Raw genomic sequence first — 12,969 nt, forward strand, 5'->3', positions numbered from 1 at the left:
GTGCGATCGTCGCGCACCATAACGGATCACTCGTGCCGACTGATGCACCGTTGCGGTGCTTTCGGACACAGGCCCGCACCCGCATAGACCTTCTCCGGTACCGCTTGCGAAACCCGATGAACACTGTGCGCTAAACCATTGAAGGCGCTCCGGCCGGCGTTTATAGTCGACCGGATGGCCATACCCGCTGCACAACCCGCGCACAGCTCCACCCCCGATGCACCGCTGACCCTGCAAGGCGTCCTCGACGACCTCGTGGCCGACGGCCTGGTGGCGCGCGACGCCGCCGACAAGCTGCTCAAGGACCGCCGGGCGGCGCGGATCGACACCCATCCGCTGGTGGTGATCGCGGACCAGAAGCTCAAGGATCCGCGCAACCCGAGGAAGCTGCTGCATCTCGAGGCGCTGACCGAATGGCTGGCCGAGCGCGTGGGCCTGCCCTACCTGCACATCGACCCGTTCAAGATCGACTTCGCCGCGGTCACCAAGGTGATGTCGAACGCCTACGCGCAGCGCTACAAGATCCTCCCCGTCGGCGTGAACACGCGCGAGGCGACGATCGCGGTCTGCGAGCCGTACGTGCGCGAATGGGAAGAGCAGCTCAAGCGCATCCTGAGGCTCGACATCAAGCGGGTGATCGCGAACCCGCTCGACATCCAGCAGTACCTCGTCGAGTTCTACAACCTCGCGCGCTCGGTCAAAGGCGCGACCGAGAAGGACAAGGGCGCTTACAGCGACATCGCCAACTTCGAGCAGCTCGTCCAGCTCGGCAGGAGCGGACGCCTCGACGCGAACGACCAGCACATCGTCCACATCTGCGACTGGCTGTTCAACTACGCGTTCGATCAGCGCGCGAGCGACATCCACATCGAGCCGCGGCGCGACATCGGCAACGTGCGCTTCCGCATCGACGGGGTGCTGCACCAGGTCTACCAGATTCCCACGCCGGTCATGGCGGCGATGACGAGCCGCATCAAGGTGCTCGGACGCATGGACGTCGTCGAGCGGCGCAGGCCCCAGGACGGGCGGCTGAAGACGATCACGCCCGACGGCGAGGAGGTCGAGCTGCGTCTGTCGACGATGCCGACCGCCTTCGGGGAAAAGCTCGTGATGCGGATCTTCAACCCGGAGAACCTCGTCAAGGATTACCGCGAGCTCGGTTTCACCGACGAGGACGAGACCAAGTGGAACGAGATGGTGACCAATCCGCACGGCATCATCCTGGTCACCGGCCCGACCGGATCGGGCAAGACGACCACGCTCTACTCGACGCTGAAGCAGGTCGCGAAGCCCGAGGTCAACGTCTGCTCGGTCGAGGACCCGATCGAGATGGTCGAGCCCGCGTTCAACCAGATGCAGGTGCAGCCCGGCATCGGCGTCGATTTCGCGAGCGGCATACGCACGCTCATGCGGCAGGACCCGGACGTGATCATGGTCGGCGAGATCCGCGACCTCGAGACCGCCGAGATGGCGATACAGGCGGCGCTCACCGGCCATCTCGTGTTCTCGACCCTGCACACCAACGACGCGCCTTCGGCGGTCACGCGGATGCTCGACCTGGGCGTGCCGTCGTATCTGCTGCAGTCGACGATCCTCGGCGTGATGGCGCAGCGTCTGGTGCGCACGCTCTGTCCGCACTGCAAGGAGCAGCACGACATCGACGAGTCGGCGTGGGAGATGCTCGTCGCCCCCTGGAAAGCGTCGACGCCGAAAGGCACGACCTACATCAACAAAGGCTGCCTCGAATGCCGCATGACCGGCTATATGGGCCGCATGGGCGTCTACGAGATGATGGTGATGACGCCCGAGCTGCGCAAAGGCGTCGCCGAAGAGCTCGACCTCGAAGCACTGCGCGACAAGGCTTTCCGCGAAGGCATGAAGCCGCTGCGCATCAGCGGGGCCATGAAGATCGCCGCAGGACTCACCACCATCGACGAAGTGATGAACGTCGCGCCGCCGCCGGGGGGCGACAGACGTCACCGGCGGTGACGTCTGTCGAGTGTTGAGTGTTGAATGTTACGTGTTAAGTGTTGAGTTAAAACCCGCAAGTCCCTCATTGGCCGCGCGAGCAGTCGCTCGGCACGCACGTCGATTTCTCGCACCTCGCGGCCACGCCGGCGGGGCGCACCGTCACCGTCGACGTGCGCCTGGATCGCGTCGAAGGCCGCAAGCTCTATTTCACGCTGTCGGCGCACGACGGCGTGAATCTCATCTCCGAAGGGAAGCACGAGCGCCACGTCATCGACGAGGAGAAATTCAGGGCGCGGAACCGCTTGTGAGCCGTCATTCCCGACCGCGCGCGAGCGCGATGTGATCGGGAATCCATTCGACGCGAAGCGTCGTCCTGGCGTACGCCAGGATCCATTTTGAATTTCTTCAAAGTCAACATGGATTCCCGCCTTCGCGGGAATGACGAACGTCAGTGAGCCTTCGTCAGCTGCCGCATTCCCTTGTCGAGCCCCTCGAGCGTCAGCGGGAACATGCGCTCCCCCATCAGCTCTCGCGTGATGCGGATCGACTCGTGGTAGTCCCACAGCGCCTCGGGCTGCGGGTTGAGCCAGATCGTCTGGTGATAGACGGACAGTAAGCGCTGCAGCCACGTAGCACCCGGCTCCTCGTTGGTGTGCTCGACGCTGCCGCCGGGATAGGTGATCTCGTACGGGCTCATCGTCGCGTCGCCGACGATGATCACCTTGTAATCGTGGGGATAGGTGTGCAGCACGTCCCACGTCGCCATGCGCTCGGCCGAGCGCCGGCGGTTGTCCTTCCACACCCGCTCGTAGAGGAAGTTGTGGAAGTAGAAGTACTCGAGGTGCTTGAACTCGATCCGCGCGGCGGAGAAGAGCTGCTCGCAGATGCGGATGTGATCGTCCATCGAGCCGCCGACATCGAAGAAGATCAAGACCTTCACCGCGTTGTGGCGCTCGGGCACCATCTTCAGGTCGAGCCAGCCTGCGTTCTTCGCGGTCGAGCGCACGGTGTCGTCGAGGTCGAGCTCCTCGGGCGCGCCCACGCGCGCGAACTTGCGTAAGCGGCGCAGCGCGACCTTGATGTTGCGCGTGCCGAGCTCGACGCTGTCGTCCAGGTTCTTGAACTCGCGCTGGTCCCAGACCTTCACCGCGCGGCGGTTGCGCGATTCGTGCTGCCCGATGCGGACACCTTCGGGGTTGTAGCCGTACGCGCCGAACGGGCTCGTGCCGCCGGTGCCCATCCACTTGCTGCCGCCCTGGTGACGGCCTTTCTGCTCTTCGAGACGCTTCCTCAGCGTCTCCATGAGCTTGTCCCAGCCGCCGAGCGACTCGATGAGCTTCTTCTCTTCGTCGGTGAGGAACTTCTCGACGAGCTTCCTGAGCCACTCCTCCGGAATCTCCGCCTTCAGCGGGTCGACTTCGACGATGCCCTTGAAGTACGCGGCGAACACGCGGTCGAAGCGGTCGAAGAACTTTTCGTCCTTCACCAGGCAGGTGCGGGCGAGATAGTAGAAGTCCTCGACCCGGCCGAAAGCGACCTGCTTCGCCATCGCTTCGATGAGGGTGAGGAACTCGCGGATCGAGACGGGCACCCCGCCTTCGCGCAGCTTCAGGAAAAACTCAATGAGCACAGCGACTTGGCCTCGTTACAAATCATTACAACTGCTTACGCATTGTCGTGCGCGAAGGGGGTATCGTTCAACCATCGAAACACTGGATACACGGTAACGAGGAGACCACAATGCGTAAAACCATCGCAACCCTGCTCGCCGGCGCGGCGCTCATCGGCATCTCGGGCACCGCCGCAGCGCGCGTTGACGTGGGTATCTCCTTGGGTTTCCCGGCCCCTGTCTACGTCGCTCCCCCGCCCCCGGTCGTCTACGTGCCGCCGCGCCCGGTCTACGTGGCCCCGCCGGCGCCGGTCTACTACGCGCCGGCACCTGTTTACTACGGTCCGCCCGCGGTCATTTACCGTGGCGGCCGCGGCTGGGGTCATCGTCACCATCACCGCGGTCACTGGAGATAGCCTCCGGCCGCAATCGAAAAGCGCCCCCCAGGCGCTTTTTTTTCGCCGTCATTCCCGACCCGCGGCAGCGGGAGCGATCGGGAATCCATTTTCCAGCCGTTGAACGTCGAAATGGATTCCCGCCTTCGGAATGACGACTGCTTTTGGCGGTTCAGCTCTTCCGCCGCGACATGAACACCAGCCGCTCGAAGAGGTGCACGTCCTGCTCGTTCTTGATCAGCGCGCCGTGCAGCGGCGGGACGATCTTGTGAGTGTCCTGGCTGTGCAGCGCCTCGGGTGAGATGTCCTCGGCGACGAGCAGCTTCAGCCAGTCGAGGAACTCCGAGGTCGACGGCTTCTTCTTCAGGCCCGGCACTTCCCTCAGCTCGAAGAAACGCTCCAGAGCCTCGCGCAGGAGCTGCTTCTTGATGTCGGGATAGTGCACGCCGACGATCTTCTCCATCGTCTCGTGATCGGGGAAGCGGATGTAATGGAAGAAGCAGCGCCGCAGGAACGCGTCCGGGAGCTCTTTCTCGTTGTTGCTGGTGATGACGACGAGCGGCCGGTGCTTCGCCTTGACGAGCTCCTGCGTCTCGTAGACGTAGAACTCCATGCGGTCGAGCTCGCGCAGGAGGTCGTTCGGGAACTCGATGTCGGCCTTGTCGATCTCGTCGATCAGCAGCACCGCCGGCGTTTCGGACGTGAAGGCCTTCCAGAGCATGCCCTGCACGATGTAGTTGCGGATGTCGTGCACCTTGGCGTCGCCGAGCTGCGAATCGCGCAGCCGCGACACCGCGTCGTATTCGTACAGCCCGTGCTGCGCCTTGGTCGTCGACTTGATGTGCCATTCGAAGAGCGGCCTCTGAAGCGCCTTGGCGACTTCGATCGCGAGCAGCGTCTTGCCCGTACCGGGCTCGCCCTTGATGAGCAGCGGCCGCTCGAGCGTGATCGCCGCGTTGACGGCCATCATCAGATCTTCGGTCGCGATGTAGTTGTCGGTGCCTTCGAAACGCATGGCGGGTCCTGGCGGCGAAAACGCGCATTATACGGGCGGACTCCCCGCCTCTCCGGCGGGCAGCGCGCTTTACGGATTCGAACGTTTTTCCTCTGCGCGCCTCTGCGTCCTCTGCGGTAAATCACGCTTTTCGTCCAGCCTGCGCTCGACTTCCGCGAGCTTGGCGCGGATCTCCCTGCCGACGTAGATCTGCGGCTCCGACGGCGGCGTCTGGCCTTTCTCCTGCTCCCACTGCTCGATCTTCGCGCGCGCGGTCTCGAACGCGCCCTCGATCGAGTGCGTCTTCGCGAGCGCTTCCCCGAACAGCGCCTTGGCGAGGTAGGTCGCGTCCGAGCCGTAGCCGCAGCCGAACGACGTGCGGTCGCGGCGCGCGGCGGTGATGATGAGCGTGCGATCGTCCTTCAGCGCGTCGATGAAGCCGCCCGAGTAGCACGCCGAGACGATCAGCACTTTCCAGCGGATGCCCGATTCGGCGAGCGCGTTCTTCAGTCGCTCCGGCGTGATCGGGTCGAGCCTCAGCGGGCGGAAATCGACCGCGAGCTCGTGCTTGGCCGACCCGTGCGACGAGACGTAGAGCAGCAGCACGTCCTCGTCCCGGTCCATCGTCTCGCCGACGTGGCGCAGAGCGACGGTGAGGCTCGTCAGCGTCGCGATCGGATGCTCTTCGAGCGTCTTCGCGTTGTTGATCAGCATCACGGTGCGGCCGCCCGCGTCGAAGCGCTGCGCGAGCAGCGACGAGATCATCTTCGTTTCCTTCATGAAGACGTCTTCGCCCGCATAGAGGCCCGCGACGATCGCGTAGACGTCGGGCATCCCGGGGCGCTGCGGCTGCACCGCTTCGAGCTCGCGATCGAGCGCGGCCGTCTGCGCGTAGAACGCTTTCTCCTCGGCGAGCGTATAGAAGCCGGTCACCGCGTCCGCCGCGCCTTCGTCGCGCTGCGGCGCCCAGACGAGCCCCTGCGGCACGAGGTAAGCCGGGAGCACGACGATCGCGAACGCCGCGACGCCGGCCGCGAGCCGCCGACGCAGCGGCGCGTCGACGAGCCGCCATCCGGCATTGAGCACGATCGCCGCCGACCACGCGAGCATCACGTAATCGATCACGAACCAGTAAGTCTCGCCGAACGGCAGGAGCTGCTGCTGCGCGAGGATGTAGAGCGCCGAGGAGATGACGTTCATCACCACGCTCGCCGCGGCGAGCACGACCGGCAGCGTCAGGAGCGCGTCACCCGGCGCGAGGCGCCGCGCGATCATGCCCACGATCAGCACCGCCGGCACGAAAGCGAGCGCGCGCGCGAGCTCGTAGATGTTGACCTCCCCGCGCACCCCGAAAGCCGCCATCGAGAAGACGAACATGATCGCGATGTCGATGGCGACCAGCGTGGCGAAGAGCTCCGGCACCGGCGGCACGTCGGCGCGCGAGACCGGACGCAGGGAGACGAGCCTCGCTCCCGCGCGCAAGGCACGCGCGAGCACGCCCAGGCTCGATCCGGACATCAGCGGGCCCGGTGGAGGTCGGTTCTGAGATCGATGTCGAGCAGGACGCCCGGATCGTCGCAGTCGACGCGCACGATCTCGTCGGCGTGCCGGGCGAGCACCGCTTTCGCGCCGGTGTCGCCCCGCAGTTGCGTGAGCTCGTCGCGCACCCGCGCGGAAAATCCGACCGGGTGCCCGCGTTCACCCCGATAGAAAGGCGCCGCGATGACCGCCCCGCCTTTGATCGCCGCGGCCACCGCCTGTATCGTCTGCGGTCTGACGCGCGGCATGTCCGCGAGCGCGACGATCCAGCCGCCGGCCTCGCGTATCTCTGCGACGCCGTGCGCGAGGGTGTGCCCCATGCCGTGCACGCTTTCGGCGCAGTGAGTCACCTCGCAGCCTTCCTGCTCGAGGATGTCGGCCAGCGGGAAATCGCCGCTGCGCACGACCGCGATGACGTCGAGACCCGCGGCGACGAGGTTGCGCGCGGCATGGGCGGCGATCGGCGCGCCGTCTTCCAGCGGGTGCACCAGCTTGCCGCCGCCGAAGCGCGTGCCTGCGCCGGCGGCGAGCAGCACGCCGACGATCGGTTGCTGAGCGTTCATGGATGGCCTCATTATACGGGCGGCGGTTTGCGCCTCATCCGTTGGAATCCGAAATGCCCAAGTTCTGCGCCAATCTCACCCTGCTCTTCAACGAGCACCCGTTCATGGAACGCTTCGAAGCCGCCGCGAAAGCGGGCTTCAAAGGCGTCGAGTACCTGTTCCCCTACGACTTCCCCAAGGATCAGCTCGTCGAAGCGCTGAAGAAAAACGGCCTCGTGCAGGTGCTGCACAACCTGCCGGCGGGCGACTGGGCGAAAGGCGAGCGCGGGCTCGCGTGCGATCCGGCGCGCGTCGGCGAGTTTCAGGACGGCGTGGGACGCGCGATCGACTACGCGACGGCGCTGGGCTGCAAGCAGCTCAACTGTCTGGCCGGATTGTCCCCGGAGGGCGTCGACGAGGCGCGGCAGAGGACGACGTTCGTCGCGAACCTCCAGTTCGCCGCGCAGAAGCTCGAGGAGGCGGGCATCAAGCTCCTCATCGAGCCGATCAACACCCGCGACATCCCGGGCTTCTATCTCACGCGCTCGAAGCAGGCGCTGGACATCATCGACGAGGTCGCGTCGCACAACCTCTTCCTCCAGTACGACATCTATCACATGCAGATCATGGAGGGCGACCTCGCGCGGACGATCGAAGCCAACCTCGCACGCATCCCGCACATGCAGCTTGCCGACAATCCGGGACGCAACGAGCCCGGAACGGGCGAGATCAACTACGCGTTCCTGTTCGATCACATCGACCGCATCGGCTACAAGGGCTGGATCGGCTGCGAGTACAAACCGAAGACGACGACGGTCGAAGGTCTGGGCTGGATCCAGCCGTACCTCAATCGCGCCGAAGCGGCGTCGCTCGATATGCTGTAACGATAGAATCGCCCCATCACTCACGGAGACACACATGAACGTCGGATTCATCGGTCTCGGCATCATGGGCAAGCCCATGGCGCTGAACCTCATCAAGGGCGGTCACACGCTGTTCCTGCAGAGCCGCAGCGGCGTCCCGGCAGAGCTCACCGGCGCGGGCGGCAAAGCCTGCGGCAACGCGAAAGAGGTCGCGCAGCAGGCGGACGTCATCATCACCATGCTCCCCGACACGCCGGACGTCGACAAAGTGCTGTTCGGCGCGAACGGCGTCGCCGAAGGCCTGAGCAAAGGCAAGACCGTCGTCGACATGAGCTCGATCTCGCCCATCGAGACCAAGAGTTTCGCGAAGCGCATCAACGAGGCCGGCTGCGACTACGTCGATGCGCCCGTCTCCGGCGGGGAAGTCGGCGCGAAGAACGCGGCGCTCACGATCATGGTCGGCGGCCCCCAGGCGGCTTTCGACCGCGTGAAGCCTTTGTTCGATCTCATAGGCAAGAACATCACGCTCGTCGGCGGCAACGGCGACGGCCAGACGACCAAGGTCGCGAACCAGATCATCGTCGCGCTCAACATCGAAGCGGTGGGCGAAGCGCTGCTGTTCGCGTCCAAGGCCGGAGCCGATCCCGCGAAAGTGCGGCAGGCGCTGATGGGCGGCTTCGCCGCGTCGCGCATCCTCGAAGTGCACGGCGAGCGCATGATCAAGCGCACCTTCGACCCCGGTTTCCGCATCGAGCTGCACCAGAAGGACCTCTCGCTCGCGCTCTCCGGCGCGCGCGCGATGGGCGTCTCGCTCCCCAACACCGCCACCGCGCAGGAGCTCTTCAACTCGTGCGCCGCGAACGGCGGCGCGAAGTGGGACCACTCCGCGATGGTGAAAGCGTTGGAGCGGATGGCGAATCACGATGTAGCGAAGTGATGAAGTGATGAGGTGAAGGTGATGAGGTGAAGGTGACGCCCCCTGTCTCATCACCCCCATCTCATCACCTCTTTGTAACAACAGCTAACCGGACTTTCCACACGTGACTCTGAAAGGCAAAACCGCCCTCATCACCGGCTCCACCGGCGGCATCGGCGAAGCGTTCGCGCGCGCGTTCGCGAAGGAAGGCTGCAACGTCGTGATGAACGGCCTGGGCGAGCCCGCAGCGATCGAGAAGCTGCGCGCTTCGCTCGAGGGTGATAACCGCGTCGTCTATCACCCGGCCGACGTCGGCAAGCCCGACGAGATCGCCGACATGATGCACGAAGCGGAGAAGCGCTTCGGCGGCGTCGACATCCTCATCAACAACGCCGTGACCCGGCACTACGCGCCGATCGAAGAGTTTCCGGTCGACAAGTGGGAGCGCGCGCTGGCAGTCAACCTCTCGGCGGCTTTCCACACGATTCGTCTCGCGCTGCCCGGCATGAAGAAGCGCAACTGGGGCCGCATCATCAACATGGCGTCGATCCACGCGACGAGCGTGGTGAAGGACCGCGTCGATTACGTCACCACCAAGCATGCGATCGTCGGGATCACGCGCGCGGTCGCGCTCGAGTGCGCGCAAACGCCGATCACGGTCAACGCGATCTCGCCCGGCTGGGTGCTGACGCCCCACGCCGAGAACCAGATCGCGCGCAAGATGGCGGAGAAAGGCTGCACGCGCGAAGCGGCGATGGCCGAGCTGCTCGAAATACGCCAGCCGAGCCGGCGTCCGGTCATGCCCTCCGACGTCGCCGCGCTCGGCGTGTTCCTCTGCAGCGATGCCGCGGCCAGCATCACCGGCGCGGCGCTGCCGATCGACGGCGCGTGGGCGATCTCCTGAACGCACGATGAGCGCGCCGCACCCGGGCGCGCGGCGCCCGTTTCCCGACATCGTCTTAAGCGAGCTGAAGGCGCGCTTCGGCGATCGGGTGGTGACCGCAGCGGCAGCGCTCGAGCACCACGGCAAGGACGAGTCGTGGCACGCGCACGCGCTGCCCGACGCGGTCGTCTATGCCGAAACGACCGACGACGTGGTCGCGCTGGTGAAGCTCTGTGCGGCGCACCGCGTGCCGATCGTACCGTTCGGCGCCGGCACTTCGCTCGAAGGCCACGTGCTGGCGATCCACGGCGGCGTCTGTCTCGACATGACGCGCATGAACCGCGTGCTCGAAGTCCACACCGACGACCTCGATGCGACCGTCGAAGCCGGTGTGACGCGCAAGCAGCTCAATCGCGATCTCGCGTCCACCGGCCTCTTCTTTCCGATCGACCCGGGCGCCGACGCGACGATCGCCGGCATGGCGTCGACCCGCGCGTCGGGCACCAATGCGGTGCGCTACGGCACCATGCGCGAAAACGTGCTCGCCATCAAAGCGGTGCTCGCCGACGGCAGCGTCGTCGACACCGCGCGGCGCGCGCGCAAGTCCTCGGCGGGCTACGACCTCACTCGCCTGCTCGTCGGCGCCGAAGGCACGCTCGGCATCATCACCGAGCTCACCGTGCGGATCTACCCGCAGCCCGAAGCGCTGTCGGCGGCGACGTGCGCGTTCCCGAGCGTCGACGCCGCGGTGCGCACCGTGATGCAGACGATACAGCTCGGCATCCCGATCGCGCGCTGCGAGCTCCTCGACGCGCTGACGATCTCGGCGGTGAACCGCTACAGCAAGCTCGGGTTAAGAGTGGCGCCGATGCTCTTCTGCGAGTTCCACGGCACCGAAGCCAGCGTCGCCGAGCAGGCCGAGCGCGTGCAGGAGATCGCGCGCGAGGAAGGCGGGATGGATTTCCAGTGGGCGACGCTCACCGAAGAGCGCACCAAGCTGTGGCAGGCGCGCCACGACGCGTACCCGGCGTGCATGCAGCTGCGGCCCGGCAACCGCGCGGTCGCGACCGACGTCTGCGTGCCGATCTCGCGGCTCGCCGAGTGCATCGCCGCGACGAACGAGGACATCGCGCACGCGTCGATGCCGGTCGCGCTCTTCGGCCATATCGGCGACGGCAACTTCCACCTCGTCATCCTGGTCGATCCGGCCGACGCGAAAGACATCGAGGAAGCGCAGACGCTCAACACGCGCGTGGTCGAGCGTGCGCTGGCGATGAACGGCACCTGCACCGGCGAGCACGGCATCGGCTTCGGCAAGATCGATTTCCTGAAAGCGGAGCTGCCCTCCGCGATCTCCCCGATGCGTGCGATCAAGCGCGCGCTCGACCCGCTCGACATCCTCAACCCCGGCAAAGTCATCCCAGAAGAATGAAAAACCTCGCACGTCTGCTGGCGGCGCTCACGCTCGCTGCCGCCCCGCTCTCGTACGCGCAGCAGCAATACCCGGTGAAGCCGGTGCGCGTGATCGTCCCGTTCGCCGCAGGCGGGCCCTCGGACTTCCTGATGCGTATCGTCGGTCCGAAGCTCACCGAGATCTGGGGGCATACGGTCATCCTCGACAACCGCGGCGGCGCGAACCAGCAGCTCGGCAGCGAGCTCGCCGCGCGAGCGCCGGCCGACGGCTACACGCTCCTCATGATGACCGGCGGCGCCGCGATCAACGTGACGCTCTATCCCAAGCTGCCGTACGACACGCTGCGCGACTTCGCGCCGATCAGCCTCGTCGCGGTCGGACCGAACATGGCGGTGATCCACCCGTCGGTGCCGGCGAAGAACCTCGCCGAGTTCATCACTTTCGCGCGCAGCAAGCCGAAGCAGATCGTGTACGCCTCCGCGGGCGCGGGCGCTCCGAGCCATCTCGCGGTCGAGCTCTTCAGCACGATGGCGAAGATCCAGATGATCCACGTCCCGTACAAAGGCATGGCGCCGGGCATGACCGATCTCCTCGGCGGCCAGGTGCAGCTCGCGTTTCCGACGATCAGCGCGGGCATCCCGCACATCCGCAGCGGCAAGCTGCGCGCGCTCGGCGTGACGACCGCGAAGCGCTCGCCCGCCGCGCCGGACGTGCCGACGATCGCCGAGGCCGCGCTTCCCGGCTTCGAAGCGAGCAACTGGTACGGCATGGTCGCGCCCGGCAAGACGCCGCCGGAGCTGGTCAGAAAGATCCACGACGATCTTGCGAAGGTGCTCGCCTCCCCCGACGTGCGCGAGAAGTTCATCAACCAGGGCATGGAAGCGACGAGCATCACGCCCGAAGCGTTCCAGGCGCACATCCGTTCCGAGATCGCCAAGTGGGCTAAGGTCGTCAAGGCCTCCGGCGCCAGGCCGGAGTGATCCACCCGGCCGTCGTCGCGCTGCTCTCGGCCGCGTGCTTCGGCGCGGCGCTGATCGTGGTGCACTACGGCTTGCGCTACGGCGGGAGCTACGCCGGCGCGCGCGTGAGCCTGTCGACGAGCTTCGTGCTGTGGTGGCTGATCGCGCCGTTCCAGCTCGATCTGTCGGCGTGGCATCTCGGCGCCGCGGCGATCTTCGCGGTCGTCGGCCTGTTCTATCCCGCGGCGGTCACCGTGCTCACCAACGAATCGAACCGGCTGCTCGGGCCGACCCTGACCGGCACGATCGGCAGCACCGCGCCGCTGTTCGCGACCGCGCTCGCGGTGCTCGTGCTCGGCGAGAAGCTGACGCCCGCGATCCTCGTCGGCGGCTCGACGATCGTGGCCGCGCTCGTGCTGATGTCGTGGCGCGGCTCGCCGCAGGCATCAGGGGGCTGGCGGCTCCTCTTGCCGTTCAGCGGCGCGATGCTGCGCGGGCTCGCGCAGACGCTCTCCAAGCTCGCGCTCAATCTGTGGCCCAGCCCGTTCGCGGCGACGCTCATCAGCTACACCGTATCCGGCGCCGGCATCTGGGGATACACCCTCGCTCGCCCCGCAGGGGACGACGCCTACAAGCTGCGGCCGGGCGGGGTGAAGTGGTTCATGGCGGCCGGCATCCTCAACGCGCTCGCGGTGCTGCTGCTCTACCAGGCGCTGCACACCGGGCAGGTTTCGGTCGTCGCGCCGCTCGTCGCGCTGTATCCTCTGTTCACTCTCCTTTACAGCGCCCTCTTCCTGCGCACCGAAGCGCTCACGCGACGCGTCGTGATCGGCGCGCTCTGTGCCGTCGCAGGCGTGGTGGTGCTGGTGCGCGGTTAGACGACG

Annotated in this window: 13 protein-coding genes; 9 read left to right on the forward strand and 4 right to left on the reverse strand. The window is 66.1% G+C overall.

The features are described from left to right. Positions 1–174: 174 nt before the first annotated feature. Both VHP37_00185 and VHP37_00190 read left to right on the forward strand, forming a co-directional pair. Entirely contained in the window at positions 175–1,989 is a 1,815-nt protein-coding gene (locus VHP37_00185; protein HEX2824732.1) for a GspE/PulE family protein, read from the forward strand. A 152-nt stretch (positions 1,990–2,141) separates the two neighbouring features. Then, a complete protein-coding gene (locus VHP37_00190) occupies positions 2,142–2,279 on the forward strand; it encodes a hypothetical protein (protein HEX2824733.1) in 138 nt (45 codons plus the stop codon). A 140-nt stretch (positions 2,280–2,419) separates the two neighbouring features. Here VHP37_00190 and VHP37_00195 read toward each other — a convergent pair whose 3' ends face one another. Next, on the reverse strand, positions 2,420–3,601 hold the full coding sequence (locus VHP37_00195; GenBank protein ID HEX2824734.1) for a VWA domain-containing protein: 1,182 nt from the start codon (positions 3,599–3,601) through the stop codon (positions 2,420–2,422). Between the two features lie 110 nt (positions 3,602–3,711). Between VHP37_00195 and VHP37_00200 the strand changes: the two genes are divergently transcribed. Beyond that, positions 3,712–3,996: a virulence factor gene (locus tag VHP37_00200; protein HEX2824735.1), complete on the forward strand. Its 285-nt coding sequence runs from the start codon at positions 3,712–3,714 to the stop codon at positions 3,994–3,996. Between the two features lie 151 nt (positions 3,997–4,147). Here VHP37_00200 and VHP37_00205 read toward each other — a convergent pair whose 3' ends face one another. The 3 genes from VHP37_00205 to VHP37_00215 form a co-directional block, all read right to left on the reverse strand. Further along, positions 4,148–4,990: a MoxR family ATPase gene (locus VHP37_00205; protein HEX2824736.1), complete on the reverse strand. Its 843-nt coding sequence runs from the start codon at positions 4,988–4,990 to the stop codon at positions 4,148–4,150. 69 nt (positions 4,991–5,059) lie between these two features. Then, the gene (locus VHP37_00210) at positions 5,060–6,487 is read right to left on the reverse strand and encodes a C13 family peptidase (GenBank protein HEX2824737.1); all 1,428 of its coding nucleotides are present in this window, start codon (positions 6,485–6,487) and stop codon (positions 5,060–5,062) included. Continuing rightward, positions 6,487–7,071: a nucleotidyltransferase family protein gene (locus tag VHP37_00215; protein HEX2824738.1), complete on the reverse strand. Its 585-nt coding sequence runs from the start codon at positions 7,069–7,071 to the stop codon at positions 6,487–6,489. Before VHP37_00215 ends, VHP37_00210 begins: the two co-directional genes overlap by 1 nt. Before the next feature lie 53 nt (positions 7,072–7,124). Between VHP37_00215 and hyi the strand changes: the two genes are divergently transcribed. The 6 genes from hyi to VHP37_00245 all read left to right on the forward strand — a co-directional run bounded on the left by hyi (position 7,125) and on the right by VHP37_00245 (position 12,963). After that, the gene (gene hyi / locus VHP37_00220; GenBank protein ID HEX2824739.1) at positions 7,125–7,934 is read left to right on the forward strand and encodes a hydroxypyruvate isomerase; all 810 of its coding nucleotides are present in this window, start codon (positions 7,125–7,127) and stop codon (positions 7,932–7,934) included. Between the two features lie 34 nt (positions 7,935–7,968). Further along, positions 7,969–8,850, forward strand: a complete 882-nt coding sequence (glxR, locus tag VHP37_00225) for a 2-hydroxy-3-oxopropionate reductase (GenBank protein ID HEX2824740.1) — start codon at positions 7,969–7,971, stop codon at positions 8,848–8,850. Positions 8,851–8,953: 103 nt separating this feature from the next. Next, positions 8,954–9,733, forward strand: coding sequence for a 3-hydroxybutyrate dehydrogenase (locus VHP37_00230; GenBank protein ID HEX2824741.1), 780 nt, complete (start codon positions 8,954–8,956; stop codon positions 9,731–9,733). Between the two features lie 7 nt (positions 9,734–9,740). After that, a complete protein-coding gene (locus VHP37_00235; protein HEX2824742.1) occupies positions 9,741–11,144 on the forward strand; it encodes an FAD-linked oxidase C-terminal domain-containing protein in 1,404 nt (467 codons plus the stop codon). Next, positions 11,141–12,106 carry a tripartite tricarboxylate transporter substrate binding protein gene (locus VHP37_00240; protein ID HEX2824743.1) on the forward strand — a complete coding sequence of 322 codons (966 nt, stop codon included), beginning with the start codon at positions 11,141–11,143 and terminating at the stop codon, positions 12,104–12,106. Before VHP37_00235 ends, VHP37_00240 begins: the two co-directional genes overlap by 4 nt. Continuing rightward, positions 12,103–12,963, forward strand: a complete 861-nt coding sequence (locus tag VHP37_00245; GenBank protein HEX2824744.1) for an EamA family transporter — start codon at positions 12,103–12,105, stop codon at positions 12,961–12,963. The genes VHP37_00240 and VHP37_00245 overlap by 4 nt, the downstream gene beginning before the upstream one ends. Positions 12,964–12,969 lie beyond the last annotated feature (6 nt).

Source organism: Burkholderiales bacterium (genome assembly GCA_036262035.1).
GTDB lineage: Bacteria > Pseudomonadota > Gammaproteobacteria > Burkholderiales > SG8-41 > JAQGMV01.

Excerpts from the sequence above, each read along its gene's own strand:
- VHP37_00185 (HEX2824732.1), top strand. The coding sequence starts at position 175 with ATGGCCATACCCGCTGCACAACCCGCGCACAGCTCCACCCCCGATGCA.
- VHP37_00200 (HEX2824735.1), top strand. The coding sequence starts at position 3,712 with ATGCGTAAAACCATCGCAACCCTGCTCGCCGGCGCGGCGCTCATCGGC.
- VHP37_00205 (HEX2824736.1), bottom strand. The coding sequence starts at position 4,990 with ATGCGTTTCGAAGGCACCGACAACTACATCGCGACCGAAGATCTGATG.
- VHP37_00210 (HEX2824737.1), bottom strand. The coding sequence starts at position 6,487 with ATGTCCGGATCGAGCCTGGGCGTGCTCGCGCGTGCCTTGCGCGCGGGA.
- VHP37_00215 (HEX2824738.1), bottom strand. The coding sequence starts at position 7,071 with ATGAACGCTCAGCAACCGATCGTCGGCGTGCTGCTCGCCGCCGGCGCA.
- hyi (HEX2824739.1), top strand. The coding sequence starts at position 7,125 with ATGCCCAAGTTCTGCGCCAATCTCACCCTGCTCTTCAACGAGCACCCG.
- glxR (HEX2824740.1), top strand. The coding sequence starts at position 7,969 with ATGAACGTCGGATTCATCGGTCTCGGCATCATGGGCAAGCCCATGGCG.
- VHP37_00235 (HEX2824742.1), top strand. The coding sequence starts at position 9,741 with ATGAGCGCGCCGCACCCGGGCGCGCGGCGCCCGTTTCCCGACATCGTC.
- VHP37_00240 (HEX2824743.1), top strand. The coding sequence starts at position 11,141 with ATGAAAAACCTCGCACGTCTGCTGGCGGCGCTCACGCTCGCTGCCGCC.